This window comes from Curtobacterium sp. ME26 (assembly GCF_903970945.1).
Taxonomy (GTDB): Bacteria; Actinomycetota; Actinomycetes; order Actinomycetales; family Microbacteriaceae; genus Curtobacterium; species Curtobacterium citri.
Genome location: NZ_CAJCKG010000054.1, coordinates 1 through 17807 on the forward strand (window position 1 = coordinate 1; position 17807 = coordinate 17807).

Annotated in this window: 16 protein-coding genes and 1 pseudogene; 1 reads left to right on the forward strand and 16 read right to left on the reverse strand. The window is 71.8% G+C overall.

From position 1 onward, the window contains the following. Positions 1-625: 625 nt before the first annotated feature. From tyrS to infC, 15 genes are all read right to left on the reverse strand, one after another. The gene (gene tyrS / locus H7A69_RS14980) at positions 626-1939 is read right to left on the reverse strand and encodes a tyrosine--tRNA ligase (RefSeq protein WP_182047734.1); all 1314 of its coding nucleotides are present in this window, start codon (positions 1937-1939) and stop codon (positions 626-628) included. A 61-nt stretch (positions 1940-2000) separates the two neighbouring features. Continuing rightward, a complete protein-coding gene (locus H7A69_RS14985; protein WP_182047736.1) occupies positions 2001-2693 on the reverse strand; it encodes a DNA-3-methyladenine glycosylase in 693 nt (230 codons plus the stop codon). Next, positions 2690-4138, reverse strand: coding sequence for an argininosuccinate lyase (argH, locus tag H7A69_RS14990; RefSeq protein ID WP_182047743.1), 1449 nt, complete (start codon positions 4136-4138; stop codon positions 2690-2692). The genes H7A69_RS14985 and argH overlap by 4 nt, the downstream gene beginning before the upstream one ends. A 102-nt stretch (positions 4139-4240) precedes the next feature. Further along, positions 4241-5338, reverse strand: coding sequence for an argininosuccinate synthase domain-containing protein (locus tag H7A69_RS14995; protein WP_182047745.1), 1098 nt, complete (start codon positions 5336-5338; stop codon positions 4241-4243). Positions 5339-5357: 19 nt separating this feature from the next. Beyond that, the gene (argF, locus tag H7A69_RS15000; RefSeq protein ID WP_182047747.1) at positions 5358-6320 is read right to left on the reverse strand and encodes an ornithine carbamoyltransferase; all 963 of its coding nucleotides are present in this window, start codon (positions 6318-6320) and stop codon (positions 5358-5360) included. Further along, complete coding sequence (locus H7A69_RS15005; RefSeq protein ID WP_182047749.1) at positions 6317-7555, reverse strand: acetylornithine transaminase; 1239 nt, start codon at positions 7553-7555, stop codon at positions 6317-6319. Before H7A69_RS15005 ends, argF begins: the two co-directional genes overlap by 4 nt. Then, complete coding sequence (gene argB / locus H7A69_RS15010) at positions 7552-8583, reverse strand: acetylglutamate kinase (RefSeq protein ID WP_182047751.1); 1032 nt, start codon at positions 8581-8583, stop codon at positions 7552-7554. Before argB ends, H7A69_RS15005 begins: the two co-directional genes overlap by 4 nt. Next, positions 8583-9782, reverse strand: coding sequence for a bifunctional glutamate N-acetyltransferase/amino-acid acetyltransferase ArgJ (gene argJ / locus H7A69_RS15015; RefSeq protein ID WP_182047753.1), 1200 nt, complete (start codon positions 9780-9782; stop codon positions 8583-8585). The genes argB and argJ overlap by 1 nt, the downstream gene beginning before the upstream one ends. Further along, positions 9779-10876, reverse strand: a complete 1098-nt coding sequence (locus tag H7A69_RS15020) for an N-acetyl-gamma-glutamyl-phosphate reductase (protein ID WP_182047755.1) — start codon at positions 10874-10876, stop codon at positions 9779-9781. Before H7A69_RS15020 ends, argJ begins: the two co-directional genes overlap by 4 nt. Before the next feature lie 74 nt (positions 10877-10950). Next, the gene (gene pheT, locus H7A69_RS15025; protein ID WP_182047757.1) at positions 10951-13437 is read right to left on the reverse strand and encodes a phenylalanine--tRNA ligase subunit beta; all 2487 of its coding nucleotides are present in this window, start codon (positions 13435-13437) and stop codon (positions 10951-10953) included. After that, on the reverse strand, positions 13437-14477 hold the full coding sequence (gene pheS, locus H7A69_RS15030) for a phenylalanine--tRNA ligase subunit alpha (RefSeq protein ID WP_069711448.1): 1041 nt from the start codon (positions 14475-14477) through the stop codon (positions 13437-13439). Before pheS ends, pheT begins: the two co-directional genes overlap by 1 nt. A gap of 89 nt (positions 14478-14566) precedes the next feature. Further along, positions 14567-15394, reverse strand: coding sequence for a TrmH family RNA methyltransferase (locus H7A69_RS15035; RefSeq protein ID WP_182047759.1), 828 nt, complete (start codon positions 15392-15394; stop codon positions 14567-14569). Positions 15395-15464: 70 nt separating this feature from the next. Beyond that, on the reverse strand, positions 15465-15848 hold the full coding sequence (gene rplT / locus H7A69_RS15040) for a 50S ribosomal protein L20 (RefSeq protein ID WP_069711283.1): 384 nt from the start codon (positions 15846-15848) through the stop codon (positions 15465-15467). Between the two features lie 28 nt (positions 15849-15876). Then, positions 15877-16071, reverse strand: coding sequence for a 50S ribosomal protein L35 (rpmI, locus tag H7A69_RS15045; RefSeq protein ID WP_022903519.1), 195 nt, complete (start codon positions 16069-16071; stop codon positions 15877-15879). Positions 16072-16166: 95 nt separating this feature from the next. Continuing rightward, entirely contained in the window at positions 16167-16826 is a 660-nt protein-coding gene (gene infC / locus H7A69_RS15050) for a translation initiation factor IF-3 (RefSeq protein ID WP_182047761.1), read from the reverse strand. Positions 16827-17200: 374 nt separating this feature from the next. Between infC and H7A69_RS15055 the strand changes: the two genes are divergently transcribed. Continuing rightward, complete coding sequence (locus H7A69_RS15055) at positions 17201-17503, forward strand: DUF1844 domain-containing protein (protein WP_182047762.1); 303 nt, start codon at positions 17201-17203, stop codon at positions 17501-17503. A 122-nt stretch (positions 17504-17625) separates the two neighbouring features. Here the strand turns inward: H7A69_RS15055 and H7A69_RS15060 are convergent. Next, a pseudogene (locus H7A69_RS15060) lies at positions 17626-17807 on the reverse strand (hypothetical protein); the annotation flags it as partial.

Genomic DNA, 17807 nt, shown 5'->3' on the forward strand with positions numbered 1-17807 from the left:
GTTAAGCACGCCGCCAGCGTTCGTCCTGAGCCAGGATCAAACTCTCCGTAAAAAAATTACAGATCCGACACCCGAAAGCGTCGAACCGAGTTGAAACTGACTGTAAAGACTGTCTACTGACAATCAATTCAATCCAAAAGGAATTGTCTCCGTACCTCCACAAGTGAAGGCAACGGGGTCAATAAATTGGCATTGACAATGTGCACGCTGTTGAGTTCTCAAGGACCAGACGCACCCCCCACTCGGCTCCATCAGGAGCTCCGCCAGAGGGGCATTCGTTCTTGGCTACCACCGGCAACGCGTCGGACCGAGGTCCTGTGGCTCATCCCGAGGGGAGAGGGCCGGTGGAGTAGTCATCCTAAGCGTCGAAGCGATCGAGCACAAGGCCTGATCTGAACTCCGGTGGAGGATGGTCCCGCTTGAGGGCCGGCGTGCTCTGGGCTTTCGCTCCAGCCGCTCCGCCGCACCTTTGGGGTGACGAGTAAGAACTCTACGCAGCGATCCCGGGGAGCGCCAACTGCCCCGCCTCCCGGGCGTGTCGCGTTGTGCAACACGGCGGAGAACGACTCGTGCCCGCTCCCCCGGGGACGGGCGAGCGGGCACGAGTGGTGTGCGGGATCCGGTGTCAGACCAGGGTGACGCCGGCGAGGGTCTTCTTCCCGCGTCGGAGCACCACGATGCCACCGGGGAGCGCGAGGTCGGCGAGCAGCGCGGTGCCTTCCTCGACGCGGACGTTGTTCACGGAGACCCCGCCCTGGTCGACTGCGCGCCGGGCCTCGCCCAGCGACTTCACGAGTCCGGTCTCGACGAGTGCACGAGCGACGTCGGCATCCCCCCCGAGGCTCACCGATCCGGGCAGCTCGGCGATGGCGGACCGGAGGGTGTCGGCGTCGAGGGCACCGAGGTCGCCGTTGCCGAACAGCGCGGCCGCGGCGTCGATCGCCGCGCGGGTGGCGGCCGCGCCGTGCACGGTCGCGGTCACGTCGTGGGCCAGGGTCCGCTGGGCCTCGCGACGGAAGGGTTCCTCGGCCACGGCACGCTCGAGCCGCTCGATCTCCTCGCGGGACAGGAAGGTGAACTCCCGCAGCCGGGCGATCACGTCGGCGTCCGAGGTGTTGAGCCAGAACTGGTAGAAGGCGTACGGGGACGTCATCTCCGGGTCGAGCCAGATGGCGTTGCCCTCGCTCTTGCCGAACTTCGTGCCGTCCGAGTTCGTGATGAGGGGCGTCCCGATCGCGTGCACCGATGCACCCTCGGAGCGTCGGATCAGCTCCGTGCCCGAGGTCAGGTTGCCCCACTGGTCGGATCCACCGGTCTGCAGCGTGCAGCCGTACTGCCGGAAGAGCTCGCGGTAGTCGAGTCCCTGCAGGATCTGGTAGCTGAACTCGGTGTAGCTGATGCCCGCGTCCGAGTTCAGGCGCGCCGCGACCGCGTCCTTCTTCAGCATCGTGCCGACGCGGAAGTACTTGCCGATGTCGCGGAGGAAGTCGATCGCGGACAGCGGCGACGTCCAGTCGAGGTTGTTCACCAGCCGCACCCCGTTGTCGCCCTCCGGGCTGAGGAAGCGTGACACCTGGGCCTGCAGCCGGCTGACCCACTCGGCCACCGTCTCCGGGGTGTTCAGGGTGCGCTCGGCCGTCGGGCGCGGGTCACCGATGAGCCCGGTGGATCCGCCGACGAGCGCGAGCGGCTTGTGCCCGGCCAGCTGCAGCCGACGCATCGTGAGCAGCTGGAGCAGGTTGCCGCAGTGCAGGGACGGGGCCGTCGGGTCGAAGCCGCAGTAGTAGGTGACCGGCTCGCCGTCGAGGGCCTCCTTGAGCGCCGTCTCGTCGGTGGAGACGTGCACCAGACCGCGCCAGCGCAGTTCGTCCCACACCGAGGCGAAGGTGGGGTCGTTCCGCTGGCGTGTCAGGACGTCGTGATCGGTTGCGCTGGACACACGACGATCGTAGCGGCGTGCGGCGGCGCACCGGGATCCGGCCGGGAGGCGCGGTGCCGGTTCACCGGTCGACCGCACCCTTGTGACGCCGGTAGGTCGAGACCGTCGGGTCGCCCGCCAGCCAGAAGCGCCAGGGGAACGACACGCCGCCGGCGATGCCGCCGACGCCGGTGCGCGGTCCCCGCGCGATGCGCGGGCCGAGCCCGTCGGCCGGCCCCGACGGTCCGGACAGGAGCGCGTCGGCGACCGCAGCGGGTCCGTGCTCGGTGATGCGCGCCTCCAGGCCGGGTGCCAGGGTGAGCACGAAGGGACCGGACCCGTCGAGCACCGACGTGCCGTCATCCGTGCCGAGGACCGCGCCGAGCGCGGTCCCGAGGTTGCCGGGACCGCGTGCGAGCGCGACGTCGGCAGGCCGGTCGCCCCGGCGCGCCCGAGCGGTCGCGACGCCGTCGACGACCTCCGCGGCCCGGAGGAGCGACCCGGACGACGTGCCCTCGGGGCCGCTGACCACGTTGACGCACGTGTGGATCCCGTAGGAGCGGTAGGCGTACAGCGTGCCGGGCGCACCGAACAGGTGCCGGTTCCGCTCGGTCGTGCCGCGGTGCCCGTGGGAGCCGGGGTCGGTCGGACCCCAGTAGGCCTCGACCTCGGTGATCCGGAGGGTGACGCCCCGACCCGAGATCGTCGCGCCGAGGAGGGCCGGCGCCGAGGTCGGTGCCGGCAGCTCGAGCAGCGCGCGGAGCGGGGACGTCATCGGGTGAAGGGCGCCCCCGCGGCCAGGTCGTGCACCCGACGGGTCAGGGACGCGAGCTGCTCGGCGACGCGGTCGGGCGCAGTGCCGCCGACGCCGGCGCGGGACGCGACGCTGCCCTCGATCGTCAGGACACCGCGGACCTCGGGGGTCAGGTGCTCCGACACCGAGCGGTACTCGGCGTCGGTCGGCTCGTCGAGCTCGATGCCGCGTTCCTCGCAGTGCCGGACGAGCGCACCCGAGATCTCGTGCGCGTCGCGGAAGGGCACGCCCTGGCGGACGAGCCACTCGGCGACGTCGGTGGCGAGCGAGAAGCCCTGCGGCGCGAGCTCGGCCATCCGGTCGGTGTCGAAGGACAGCGTCGCGACCATGCCGGTGAACGCGGGCAGCAGGACCTCGAGCTGTGCGACCGAGTCGAAGACGGGCTCCTTGTCCTCCTGGAGGTCGCGGTTGTACGCGAGCGGGAGCCCCTTCAGCGTCGTGAGGAGCCCCGTGAGGTTCCCGACGAGACGCCCGGACTTGCCCCGGGCGAGCTCGGCGATGTCGGGGTTCTTCTTCTGCGGCATGATGCTCGAACCGGTCGAGAACGCGTCGTGGAGGCGGACGAAGCCGAACTCCTTCGTGTTCCAGAGGATGACCTCCTCGGCGAGGCGGGACACGTCGATCCCGACCTGTGCCAGCACGAACGCGAACTCGGCCACGACGTCACGGGCTGCGGTGGCGTCGATCGAGTTGTCGGCCGGCCGGGCGAAGCCGAGTTCGTGGGCGATCGCCGTCGGGTCGAGCCCCAGCGAGCTGCCCGCGAGGGCACCGGCGCCGTACGGGCTGACGCTCGCGCGGTCGGCCCAGTCGCGGAGCCGCTCGAGGTCGCGGACGAGCGGCCACGCGTGCGCGAGCAGGTGGTGCGCGAGGAGCACGGGCTGGGCGTGCTGCAGGTGCGTCCGGCCCGGCATGATCGCGGCCGGGTGCTCGCTCGCCTGCTGGGAGATCGCGTCGACGAGGTCGATGACGAGCCGCCCGACGTGGCGACCGTGGTCGAGCATGTGCATGCGGCCGAGCGTCGCGATCTGGTCGTTGCGGCTCCGTCCCGCCCGGAGCTTGCCGCCGAGCTCGGAGCCGAGGTCCGCGATGAGCAGGCGTTCGAGGGCGCCGTGGACGTCCTCGTCGCCGTCGTCGGGGAGCAGCGAACCGTCGGCGTGGGCGGTCTCGAGCCGGTCGAGGCCGCCGAGCATGCGGTCGAGCTCGTCCGCGGTCAGGTACCCGGCCGTGTGCAGCGCCCGGGCGTGCGCACGCGATCCGGCGATGTCGTACGGGGCGAGCTGCCAGTCGAAGTGCGTCGACCGGGACAGCGCGGCCAGCTCGGCGCTGGGGCCGTCGGCGAAGCGCCCACCCCAGAGGGCGCCGGTGTTCGTGGCGTCGGTCTTGGCGGGCTGGTTCGCGTCGGTCATGTCGTCCTGCCTGGTGGTGGTGTCGGGGTCGGTCGGTTCGGGTGCATCGGCGCGGGCTGTCGAGTGGCGGGTGCTGCTGGCGGCGGTCGTCTCGGAGCCCGGTCAGTTCGCGCGGTCACGCCGGGCGGCGATCCGGGCGGGTCGGGCCCACGCCGCGGCGAGGGTCACGGGCTCGTCCGACGGAGCGGCGGCGAGTTCGTAGTCGTAGAGGCTCTGGCCCGACCGGCGCCCGACCACGGTCGCGGTCCCGCCGTGGAGCCGGAGCCGGACGTCGCCGGAGACGTGCTCCTGGGACTGCTCGACGAAGGCGTCGAGCGCGCGACGGAGACCGCTCCCCCACCGCCCGTCGTGCACGAGGTCGGCCCACTCCTGGTCGACGGACCGCTTGCAGCGGAGCACGTCCCGCTCGAGGGTGAGCCGCTCGAGGTCGCGGTGCGCGGCGACGAGCGTGGTGGCGGCGGGGCTCTCCGCCAGGCGACGGACCTTCCGCCCGTCGAGCAGGTCGTCGATCCCGTCGTGCCGTCCGACGCCGTGCCGACCGGCGAGGGCGTCGAGTTCGAGCAGCAGCCGCAGGACCGGGAAGCGCTGGCCGTCGAGGGCGACCGGGACACCGTGCTCGAACGTGACCACGACCTCGTCGGGGTCGGGGGCGTCGGTCGGGTCCTGCGACCGCGTCCAGTCGTCCGCTTCGGCACCGGACCAGGGGTCGTCCGCCGCCGACGTCGTGACGAGTCGGCCCCACAGGTCCTGCTCGGTCCCCGAGGACGGGACGGCGCTCGTCGGCACGGCGACGACGTCGAGATCGGGGTCGAGCCCGCCGACCGCGGCGGCCAGGGCCACCTCGTCCGGGGCGACGGTGGCGTGGGCGACCGCGGTCGCGCCGAGCTGCCGGGCGGTGCGTACCAGGTGGGTCGCGACGAGGGGGCGGCGGAGTGCCGGTACGAGCACCCGGTCGCCGTCACCCGCGTTCGCACGGACCGCCGCGACGACGTACTGCTCCGCGAACTCGGCCTTGGCGTCGACGACGATGGCGTCCACCGCACCCGCCGTGCGGGCACGGTGGCGGACGGCGTCGACCTCGCGCGACCGCCCGCCGACGTCGACCACGAGGGCCAGGACCTCGTGGTCGACACCGAACTGCCGGACGGCGGCAGACGGGTCGACGCCGGCGGAGCAGGCCACCACGATGCGGTCGGTCACGGTCGGGTCCCCGGTCCGCTCAGACGGCGAGCGGGGCGGGTGCCGCGGGCGCACCCGTGGCGTTCGCCGCGAGGAGCCAGGCGAGCAGGGCCTTCTGCGCGTGCAGTCGGTTCTCCGCCTCGTCCCAGATGATGCTGCGCGGTCCGTCGATCACCTCGGCTGTGACCTCGTACCCGCGGTCGGCGGGCAGGCAGTGCATGAAGACCGCGTCGGCCGCCGCGTGGCCCATCAGCTCGTCGTCCACGCGGTAGCCGGCGAAGGTGTCGAGCCGCGACTGCTTCTCGTCCTCCTTGCCCATCGACACCCACGTGTCGGTGACGACGACGTCCGCTCCGGCGACCGCCGCGACCGGGTCGGTCACGACGAGGACCGAGCCGCCCGTCTCGGCGGCACGACGCTCGGCGTCGGCGACGACCCGGCTGTCCGGGCTGAACGCCGCCGGAGCGGCCACGCGTACGTGCATGCCCGCCGTCGCGCCGGCGAGCAGGTAGGACTGCGCCATGTTGCTGGCACCGTCGCCGATGAAGGCGACGGTCTGGCCGGCCAGGGTCCCGCGGTGCTCGCGGATGGTGAGCAGGTCGGCGAGGAGCTGGCAGGGGTGGAAGTCGTCGGACAGCGCGTTGACGACGGGGACCCGCGTGCCGGCGGCCATCTCCTCGAGCCCGGACTGCGCGTAGGTGCGCCAGACGATCGCCGACACCATGCGCTCGAGCACGCGGGCGGTGTCGGACGGGGTCTCCTTGCCGCCGAGCTGGCTGTTCGCCGTCGTGATGACGAGCGGGCTGCCGCCGAGGTCGGAGATGCCGACGTGGAAGGACACCCGGGTACGGGTCGACGACTTGTCGAAGATCACCGCGACGGTCTGCGGTCCGGCGAGGGGCTGCTCGCCCCAGCGGTCGGCCTTCACCTGCGCGGCCAGGTCGAGGATCGCGGACTGCTCGGCCTGGGTGAGGTCGTCGTCGCGGAGGAAGTGGCGGGTCATGCGGAGGTCTCCTGGGTGGGGGTGCCCTGCTCGGCGGCCACGGCGGCCAGGCTCTCGCCGAGGATCGACACGAACTCGTCGATCTCGTCGTCGGACACGATGAGCGGCGGCGCGATGCGCAGGCTCGACTCGTTCGGGGCGTTGATGATGAGACCGCGCCCGAGGGCGGCGGCGTTGACGGCGGGCCCGACGGGTGCGGTGAGCCCGACGCCCACGAGCAGGCCCGTGCCGCGCACCTCCTGCACCAGCGGCGATCCCAGCCCCGCGATGCCGGCACGGATGCGCTCGCCCTTCGTCGCCGCTCCGGCGACGAGGTCGGCGCGCTCGATCTCCTCGAGGACCGCGTTCGCGACGCGGGTGCCGAGCGGGTTGCCACCGAACGTCGATCCGTGCTGCCCGGCCGAGAACAGCTCCGACGCCCACCCGAACGTGACGAGTGCCCCGATCGGGAAGCCGCCGGCGATGCCCTTCGCGATCGTGACGGCGTCGGGGGTGAAGCCGTGCCCCTGGAACGTGAACCAGTTGCCGGTCCGACCGACACCGGTCTGGATCTCGTCGAGGATGAACAGCGCGCCGTGTTCCTCCGTGAGCCGTCGGGCGGTCTGCAGGAAGCCCTCGGGCAGGTCGACGACGCCGGCCTCGCCCTTGATCGGCTCGACGATGAGCGCGGCGACGGTGTCGTCGATCGCGGCCTCGAGCGCCTCGACCGTCGAGTCGATGTGCTCGACGCCGGGGACCATCGGCAGGAAGTCCTCCTGCAGCGCGGGCTTGCCGGTGAGCGCGAGCGCGCCCATCGTCCGGCCGTGGAAGCCCTGCTTGAGCGCGAGGATGCGGGTCTTGCGGCCGTCGGCGCCCTTGTTCAGACGGGCGAGCTTGAAGGCCGCCTCGTTCGCCTCGGCGCCCGAGTTGCCGAAGTACACGCGGCCGGCCGCACCGGCCCCGGTGATCCGCTTGAGCCGCTCGGCGAGCTCGAGCTGCGGCGGTGTCGCGAAGTAGTTCGACACGTGGACGAGCTTCGCGGCCTGGTCCGCGACGGCGTCGACGAGCGCCGGGTGCGCGTGGCCGAGCGAGTTCACGGCGATGCCGGCGAGGAAGTCGAGGTACTCGTTGCCCTCGACGTCCCACACGCGGCACCCCTTGCCGTGGTCGAGCATGATCTTCGGCGGTGTCAGGGATCGCATGAGCGACGCCCCGAACCGGTCGTTCCAGGTCTGGGTCTGCGTCTCGGTGCTCACTGCTCGTTCCCCTTCTGCGTGGTGCTCGTGGTGTCGGCGGTGTGCCGGCCCGGGTCTGCTGCGGACTCCGGGACACGGCGTCCGACCTCGGCGTGGGTGTTCTGGTTCTCCGTGCGACGGCTCGGGTCCGGGATCACCTCGGTGCCCGCACCCCGGAGGGTGAAGACCTCGAGCAGGATCGAGTGCGGGATCCGGCCGTCGATGATGGTCGCGCCGCCGACCCCGCCGACCACGGCGTCGAGGCACGCGGTCATCTTCGGGATCATCCCGGACTCGAGGGTCGGGAGCAGCTCGCGCAGCTCCTCGACCGCGATGAGGTCGATGATCGAGTCGCGGTCCGGCCAGTTGCGGTAGAGCCCGGGGACGTCGGTCAGCATGAGGAGCTTGGCGGCGCCCAGCGCGATCGCCAGGGCACCCGCGGCCGCGTCGGCGTTGACGTTGAGCGCCTGGTCCGGGTGGGCGTCGTCGATCGCGATGCTCGAGACGATCGGGATCCGACCGGCAGCGATCGCGGCGAGGACCCCCGAGGGGTCGACGTGCGTGATGTCGCCGACGTGCCCGAGGTCGAAGTGCTCGCCGTCGACGACGACGCCCTTCTTCTCGCCGGTGAACAGCGAGCCGCCGTCACCGGAGACCCCGACGGCCAGACCGTCGCCGTGCTCGTTGACCAGGTCGACGATCTCGCGGTTGACCTCGCCGGCCAGGACGTCACGGACCACCGTGATCGCCTCGGTCGTCGTGACCCGGTAGCCGCCGCGGAACTCGGACTCGATGCCCTGCTCCTTGAGCGCCGCCGAGATCTGCGGACCGCCGCCGTGCACGACGACCGGGTGCAGACCGGCGTAGCGCAGGTAGACCATGTCCTCGGCGAACGCCCGCTTGAGGTCGTCGTTCACCATCGCGTTGCCGCCGAACTTGACGACCACGGTCTTGCCCGTGAACCGCTTCAACCACGGCAGGGACTCGATGAGCGTCGCGGCCTTGACGGCGGCGAGCTCGTGCTCTTCTTCCTTGGTGAGGTCGCTCATCAGCTGGAGTACGCGCTGTTCTCGTGGACGTAGTCGTGCGTCAGGTCGTTCGTGAGGATGGTCGCCGCGTGCGTGCCTACCCCCAGCTCGATGAGCACGTGGGTGTCGCGCGGGGTCAGGTCGACCTCGTCGCTCGGCCGGTCGGGGGCACCGGCGTGGCACACGCGCACCCCGTTCATGCTGACGTCGACCGCGTACGGGTCGAACTCGGCGTCCGTCGTGCCGATCGCGGCGAGCACCCGGCCCCAGTTCGGGTCGTTGCCGAACACCGCGGCCTTGAACAGGTTGTTGCGGGCCACGCTGCGACCGACGGTGACGGCCTCGTCCTCGCTGACCGCGCCGGTGACCGTGATGGTGATGTCGTGGCTCGCACCCTCGGCGTCCTGCTGGAGCTGCCGGGCGAGGTCCGCGCAGACGGCGGTCAGGGCCTCCTGGAAGTCGCCGACCTCCGGTGTCACACCGCTCGCGCCCGAGGACAGCAGCACCACCGTGTCGTTCGTCGACATGCAGCCGTCCGAGTCGACCCGGTCGAACGTGACGCGGGTCGCCGCGCGGAGCGCCTGGTCGAGCTGCTTGGGGGTCTGCACGGCGTCGGTCGTGATCACGACGAGCATCGTGGCGAGCCCGGGTGCGAGCATGCCCGCACCCTTCGCCATCCCGCCGACGGTCCAGCCGTCCTCGGTGACGACCGACTGCTTCGGCGTCGTGTCCGTCGTCATGATCGCGGTCGCGGCATCGGGGCCGCCGGCCGCCGACAGCGCGGCACTCGCCAGTTCGACCCCGCGGAGCACGCCGTCGCGGAACGTCTGGTCACCGACGCCGATCAGGCCGGTCGAGCACACGACGACGTCGCCGGCGCCGATTCCGAGTGCGTCGCCGACGGCCTCCGCGGTCATGTGGGTGGTCTGGAACCCGAACGGGCCGGTGAAGCAGTTCGCGCCACCGGAGTTGAGGACGACGGCCCGGGCGACGCCGTCGCCGACTGCCTGGCGCGACCAGATCACCGGGTGCGCCTGCGCGCGGTTGCTCGTGAAGACCGCGGCTGCGGCTGCGTCCGGCCCGTCGTTCACGACGAGGGCGACGTCGGGCTTCCCGCTCGCCTTGAGTCCGGCGGTCACGCCGGCCGCGCGGAAGCCCGCAGCGGCGGTCACGCCCTGGAGGCCCGTCCCGGCCTGGTCCGTCGAGGTCACGTCGGTCACGGGGCGACTCCGTCCACGCTGAGGCCGAGGGTCTCGGGGAAGCCCAGGGCGATGTTGGCCGACTGCACGGCCGCGCCGGCGGTGCCCTTGGCCAGGTTGTCGAGGGCGCTCACGGCGACGACGCGACCGGCGGCCTCGTCGACGGCGATGCCGACCAGCGCCGTGTTCGCGCCGACGGTGTCCGCGGTCCGCGGGAACTCGCCCTCCGGCAGCAGGTGCACGAACGGCTCGTCGGCGTACGCCTGCTCCCAGGCGAGCCGGACGTCGCGGGCGCTCACGCCGGGCGACAGCCTCGCCGTCGTGGTCGCCAGGATGCCGCGCGACATCGGGACCAGCACGGGCGTGAACGAGATCCGGACGTCGCCGGCCCCGGCGGCCACCAGGTTCTGCTGGATCTCCGGGATGTGCCGGTGGGTGCCGCCGACCGCGTAGGCGCTCGCGGATCCCATGATCTCCGATGCGAGGTACGTGGTCGCGAGCTTCTTGCCGGCACCGCTCGGGCCGACGCTCAGCACCGCGACGAGGTCGTCCGTCTCGACGAGTCCGGCCTGGACGCCGGGCTGGATGCCGAGCGTCACCGCGGTGACGTTGCACCCGGGGACGGCGATCCGCTTCGTCGCCGCGAGCTCGGTGCGCTGCCGCCCGAGGCCCTCGATGTCGTCGACGTCCCGCCACTCCTCCGCGGTCCCGGGCGCCGGCGCGGCGTGCAGCAGCTCCGGCAGGCCGTAGGCCCACGCGCCGTGGTACGCGCCGCCGTAGAACGCGTCCCAGGCCGCCGGGTCCGTCAGCCGGTGGTCCGCGCCGCAGTCGACGACGAGGGTGTCCTCGTCGAGCTCCGCCGTGATCGCACCGGACTGCCCGTGCGGCAGCGCGAGGAAGACCACGTCGTGTCCGCGCAGGTGCTCCGCCGTCGTCTCGACCAGGGTCATGTGGGCCAGCGATCGCAGGTGCGGCTGGGTCGCGACGAGCGGCTGACCGGCGTTGCTGTGCGCGGTCACCGTCCTGATGTCGAACTCCGGGTGGGCGGCGAGCACGCGCAGGAGCTCTCCGCCCGCGTAGCCGGAGGCTCCCGCCACGGCGACGGATACGGACATGGGTTCCACCTTTGGTCGGACTGGTCGTCGAGAGAGTCGGAGGCGGCGGCCCCGGGCGGTGCTGATCCGGTGGATCAGTCGCGCAGGGTCGCCCCGAATCGCTCGCCGGCACGTCGGACGGCGCCGTCACGGGCCTCGGAGGCCTCGGCAGCGGTCAGCGTGCGGTCCGTGGCGCGGAAGCGCAGCGCGAACGTCAGGGACTTCTGTCCCTCGTCCACGCCCGTGCCCCGGTAGTCGTCCACGAGCCGAGCATACTCCAGCAGCTCGCCGGCGCCGGAGCGCACGGTCTCGAGGACGTCGCCCGCGGGCACGTCGACGCCGACCACGAGGGACAGGTCCTGCGTCGCGGCCGGGTACGACACGATCGGCGCGACCGACACGAGGTCCGGTGCCGCGGCGATCAGCGCGTCGAGGTCGAGCTCGACGACGGCGACCACCCGCGGCAGCACCGCGGCCTCGGTGAGGACGGGCAGGAGCTCACCCGCGACGCCGACGACGGTGTCGCCCACGAGCAGCGAGGCCGCGCGCCCCGGGTGCAGGGACGGGTGGCTCGTCTGCGCGATGCGGAGCTCCACGCCGACCGCCCACGCCACCGTGCGGGCCACGTCGAGCGCATCGGCGACACCGTACGGCTCCGGCTGCACGCCCGGCTGCTTCACCGTGCGGTTGCCCGTGAGGAGGGCCGAGAGGTGGAACGGCTGGGGCGGGAGCGCGGCGTCGAGCGCGGCCAGGGTGTCGGCGGCGGGCAGCGCGGCGCCCGCCGGGACGGTCTCGGTGCCGAGCTCCACGCCGGTGGTCGGCAGGAACACCCGCGAGGTCTCGTACAGAGCGACGTCGACGAGCCCACGGGACACGTTCCGGCGCGCGGCGTCGACGAGTGCGGGCAGACCGCTGCGACGGAGCAGCGACTGCTCGCTGTCGAGGGCGTTCGCGAGCACGACGCTCGGGCCGCCGTCGATGCCGGGGTAGGCGTCCTGCGTCGCTCGGGAGACGAACGGCGCGGTGACGACCTCGACGAGGCCGTCCGCGGCGAGGGCGGCGGCCACCCGACGACGAGCCAGCTGGTGGCGCGTGAGACCACGCCCGGGCGGGGCGACCGGCAGCACGCTCGGGATGCGGTCGTACCCGACGATGCGTGCCACCTCCTCGACCAGGGTGGTGTCGTCGGTGAGGTCGGGGCGCCAGGACGGCGGCGTGACGACGAGGAGGTCCCCGTCCGCCTCGACCGACGCGCCGATCGCGCGGAGGGTGTCGACGACCTCGGCGTCGGTGTAGTCGACGCCGACCAGCTCGGCCGGACGCGAGAGCCGCATCGTGGTGGCCGGGCGCGGCTCGGTGTCGACGAGCGTCGAGCCGAGGGCGTCCGCCGTGCCACCCGCGAGCTCGACGAGGAGCTCGACGGCGCGGTTCGCCGCAGCCTCGGCGACGAGCGGGTCGACCCCGCGTTCGAAGCGCTTCGAGGCCTCGCTCGGCAGCTTGTGGCGACGAGCGGTCCGGGCGATCGAGACCTGGTCGAAGCCGGCCGCCTCGATGAGGACGTCCGTCGTGCTGCCGGAGATCTCGGTGCGGGCGCCGCCCATGACGCCGGCGAGCCCGACCGGGCCCTCGTCGTCGGTGATGACGAGGTCCTCGGGGTCGAGCGTGCGGGTCGTGTCGTCGAGGGTGACCAGGGTCTCCCCCGCGGTCGCGCGGCGGACCCCGAGGCCGCCGACGACCTTCGCGAGGTCGTAGCCGTGCAGGGGCTGCCCGAGCTCGAACATCACGTAGTTCGTGACGTCGACCGGGAGCGAGATGGAGCGCACGCCCGCGAGCGAGAGGCGGGACACCATCCACGCCGGTGTCTTCACGGTCGGGTCGATGCCGCGCACGACGCGCGTGACGAAGGTGTGCGCGCCGACGCGGCCGCGGATGGGTGCCCGGTCGTCGATCGTGACGCGGAAGCCCTCGCCGGAGCGGGGCGTGACACGCTCCGCGGGGTCGTGGAAGCTCGCGCCCGTCGCGTGGGCGTACTCGCGCGCCACACCGCGCATGCTCATCACGTACCCGCGGTCCGGCGTGACGTTGATCTCCACCGCCGCGTCGTCGAGGCCGAGCAGCGCGATCGCGTCGGCGCCGACCTCCGGGTCCATGCCGAGGTCGGCGAAGCGGAGGATGCCGTCGTGCTCGTCACCGAGACCGAGCTCGCGCGCCGAGGCGATCATGCCGTCGGAAACGTGGCCGTAGGTCTTGCGCGCTGCGATCGGGAACGGTCCGGGCAGCACGGCGCCGGGCAGCGTCACGACGACGAGGTCGCCCACGTCGAAGTTGTGCGCACCGCAGACGATGCCGCGCGGTTCGGGCTCGCCGACGTCGACCTGGCACCAGTTGATCGTCTTGCCGTTCTTCTGCGGCTCGGGCTCGCGCTCGAGCACGCGGCCGACGACGATCGGGCCGGTGAGGTCGTAGGTGTGGACCGCCTCTTCCTCGAAGCCCACCGACACGAGCGCCGCGTGGACGTGCTCGAGGGTGACGTCGTCGGGCAGGTCGACGGACTCGCCGAGCCAACGGAGTGGGACGCGCATCAGACCACCGTTCCGAACTGCTGCGAGAAGCGGACGTCGCCCTCGAGGAAGTCACGCATGTCGTTCAGGCCGTTGCGGAACTGCAGCGTCCGCTCGATGCCCATCCCGAACGCGAAGCCCTGGTACTCGTCCGGGTCGATCCCGGCGGCACGCAGGACGTTGGGGTTCACCATGCCGCAGCCGCCCCACTCGACCCAGCGCGCCCCGCCCTTGGCGTTCGGCTGCCAGACGTCCATCTCGGCGCTCGGCTCGGTGAACGGGAAGTAGTTCGGGCGCAGGCGGATCTGCGCCTCGGCCCCGAAGACCTGGCGCGCGAAGTGCTCGAGCGTGCCGCGCAGGTGCGCCATCGTCAGGCCCTTGTCGATGGCGATGCCCTCGACCTGGGTGAAGACCGGCAGGTGGGTCGCGTCGAGCTCGTCGGCGCGGTAGACCCGCCCCGGGGCGATGACGTAGAGCGGCAGGTCACGCGACAGGAGCGAGCGGACCTGCACCGGCGAGGTGTGGGTGCGCATCACGAGGTGCCGGTCGACCGGTTCGACGAAGATCGTGTCCGCCATCGCACGGGCGGGGTGGTCCGGGTCGAAGTTCAGGGCGTCGAAGTTGAACCACTCGTGCTCGAGCTCGGGGCCCTCCGCCACCTCCCACCCCATGCCGACGAAGATGTCGGCGACGGTCTCGTTGAGGACCGACAGGGGGTGGCGCGAGCCCGGGGTCCTGCGGCTCGGCAGCGCCGTGACGTCGACCCGCTCGGCCTCGAGCCGGGCGCGCTCCTCGGCCTCGGCCAGGACGGACTCCTGCTCGGCGATCGCCTGGTTCACCTGCCCACGGGCCTGCCCGACGAGCTTGCCGGCCGCGGCCTTCTGCTCCTTCGGCACGGTGCGCATCGCGGCGTTCATCCGCGCGAGTGCGGACTGCTCGCCGGTGTGCTCGGTCCTGGCCTGCTTCAGCTCGGCCACGGTCGTCGCGGCACGGACGGCGGCGAGGGCCTCGTCCACGGCGGCGGCGACGGCCGGTTCGCTGATCTCGAGGTGTTCTGACACGAGGCCCAAGCCTACCGGCCCGTGGGATACCGCCGTCCTGCACCGATCGGACGGTGGACGGCGACGCGGACGACCCCGCCCGTGCAGGACTACTTCGTCCGGTGGGCGAACGCCGACTCGTACAGGCAGACCGACGCGGCCGTCGCCAGGTTCATCGACTCCGCCCTGCCGTAGATCGGCACCTTGACGGCTCGGTCGACGAGGGCGAGGTCCTCCGCCGTCAGCCCGCGTGCCTCGTTCCCGAACACCCACGCCGTCGGCCCGTCGAGCATCCCGTCGGCACGGACGTCCGGCAGGTCGTCGCCCGAGACGTCGGCCGCGAGGATCGTGTACCCGAGGCCGCGTGCCCGGGAGACCGCGTCCGCCAGGGTCACGCCGACCGACACCGGGACGTGGAACAGCGAGCCCGTGGTCGAGCGCACCACCTTCGGGTTGTACGGGTCGACCGAGCGCCCGGTCAGCACCACGGCGTCGGCCCCGGCGGCGTCCGCGGCGCGGATGATCGTGCCGGCGTTGCCGGGGTCACGCACCTCCTCGAGGATCGCGACGATCCCCGGGAGGCCGCCCCGTTCCTCCAGGCCGTCGACCGTGTCCGGGAAGACGTCCTTCACCGACGTCGGGAACTGCTGGCACACCGCGACCACGCCCTGCGGCGTCACGGTGTCGGCCATCGTGTCGAGCACCTGCTCGGTGACGAACCACGTGTCCACCGGTGCGTCGTCGAGCGCGTAGCGCGCGGCGGCCGTCGGCGTGACGTACAGCTCGCGGAGCAGCTCCGGCCGGTACGCGATCGCCTCGCGCACCGCCTGCGGCCCCTCGAGCAGGAACAGGCCGGTGTCGGCACGGACGTCCTTCTTCGCCAGGGCGGCCACGGCCCGGACACGACCGGACTTCGGGTTCTCGAGGAGATCGCTCACGACACCAGTCTAGGAACGACGAAGCCCCCGCTCCGGAACGGAACGGGGGCTTCGGGTGCAGCGGTGACGACTACGCGGCCTTCGGAGCCGAGGTGTCGGCCGGGAGGGCGCCCTTGGCGGTCTCGACGAGCGCTGCGAACGTCTCGGGGTTGTTCACCGCGAGGTCCGCGAGGATGCGACGGTCGACCTCGACGCCGGCCAGGCCGAGGCCCTGGATGAGGCGGTTGTAGGTCAGGCCGTTCGCGCGCGACGCGGCGTTGATGCGCTGGATCCACAGGCGACGGAACTCGCCCTTCTTCGCGTGACGGTCCCGGTACGCGTAGACGAGGGAGTGGGTGACCTGCTCCTTCGCCTTGCGGTACAGGCGCGAACGCTGACCGCGGTAGCCCTCGGCGCGCTCGAGGATGACGCGGCGCTTCTTGGCGGCGTTGACCGCTCTCTTTACACGTGCCATTGATCTGTTCCTTTACGTTTCCGCCGGCTCAGTGGCCGAGAAGCTTCTTGACGTTCTTCGCGTCGGCCTTCGCGAGGACCTGGTCCTCGTTGAGGCGGGCCTTGCGCTTGGCGCTCTTGACCTCGAGGTTGTGACGCATACCGGCCTGCTGCTTCATGATCTTGCCGCTGCCGGTGACCTTGAAGCGCTTCTTCGACCCGGAGTGGGTCTTCTGCTTGGGCATGGAGGTGCCTTTCCGTGGGATGGGATGGGGGGCCGCGCCGTTGCGGGTGGGTCAGCTGCGCCGAGGGGCAGCTGCGCGGAGTGTCCGGGGAGGACCTACTCGGCCGGAGCCTCGACGGCCGCGGACTCGGTCGACTCGTCGGTCTCCTTGCCCTTCGCGGCGTGCTCCGTCGCGCGACGCTCGGCCTTCTGCGCAGCACGCTTGGCGTTCTGCTCGCCCTTGACGTCGGACTTGTTCTTGAGGGGGGCGATGATCATCGTCATGTTGCGGCCGTCCTGGGTCGGACGCGACTCGACGACACCGAACTCGGCGATCTCCTCGGCGAACTTCTGGAGGAGACGGACACCCTGCTCCGGACGCGACTGCTCGCGGCCACGGAAGAGGATCATCGCCTTCACCTTGTCGCCACCGAGGAGGAAGCCCTCGGCACGCTTGCGCTTGGTCTCGTAGTCGTGCACGTCGATCTTCAGGCGGAACCGGACCTCCTTGAGGTCGGTGTTCACCTGGTTGCGACGTGCTTCCTTGGCCTTCTGAGCGGCCTCGTACTTGAACTTGCCGTAGTCCATGATCTTGGCCACGGGCGGCTTCGAGTTCGGCGCGACCTCGACCAGATCCAGCTCGGCTTCCTGCGCGAGACGCAGGGCCATGGCGATCGGGACGACGCCGACCTGCTCACCCTGCGGTCCGACGAGACGGACTTCAGGGACGCGGATTCGGTCGTTGGTACGGGGATCGGTGATGCGGAGCTCCTTCAATCAGGTGGTGGTCGTCCGGGGCATCTGCCCTGGACGACGGCACGAGAGAGGAGATCTGACGCACGGATCTGGAACCCGTTCGGCAGCCGCCCGACGCCGTTCCGTCCGGAACGGCCAGCCGGCGCGGACGCCGGCGGAGCGGTTGGGACCCGGTAGCCTGTGGTGCACGGCCGCGGGTGGGAGAGACTCCTCTTCTACGACGCCGTCCGGTTGCCGGAACCCGCTCGGAGAGCTGGTCGAAGCGCACGGACAGTATCTGCCGCCGATGAGTCTAGCAGAGGAGCACCGTGCCCGACACCCCCGAGAACGACAGCCCTGGGAACGACGTCCCGCAGGAGGTCGCCGGCGAGGCGGCCGCCGCCGAGGCACGCGACATCGCCGAGGTCCCCGCCGTCGAGCTCATCAACACCGTGGCGGTGCACCTGCTGAGCGCGGCGGCCGTCAAGGTCGGCCTGGCCGACGACCCGCAGGAGCAGACGGACCTCGACGAGGCCCGGAAGCTCATCACGGCACTCGCCGGGCTCGTGACCGCCGCGGCCACCGAGATCGGCGACCACCACGCCCGCCCGCTGCGCGACGGGCTCCGCTCGGTGCAGCTCGCGTTCCGCGAGGCGTCGACCATCCAGGACGCCCCGGGCAAGGGTCCGGGCGAGAAGTACACCGGGCCCGTCAACTGAAGCCACACTGAAGCGACACTGACGCGACGCACCCGGTGACGGACGGGAGGCGCGTGACCGGCTGGTCACGCGCCTCCCGTCCGTCAGGGGCCGGTGCTGGTGCGGTCAGCGGGCCGGCGCGGTCACGCCGCGTCGCGGGACGCGAGCCGCGCGACCGCGGCGAGCGGGATGCCGGCCCAGTCCGGTCGGTTGCGGGTCTCGTAGACGACCTCGTACAGGGCCTTGTCGAGCTCGAACGCGTCGAGGAGCGCGCGGTGGCCGCTCACGAGGGCGGAGGAGCGGCGTGCCGGGAAGGAGTGGACGG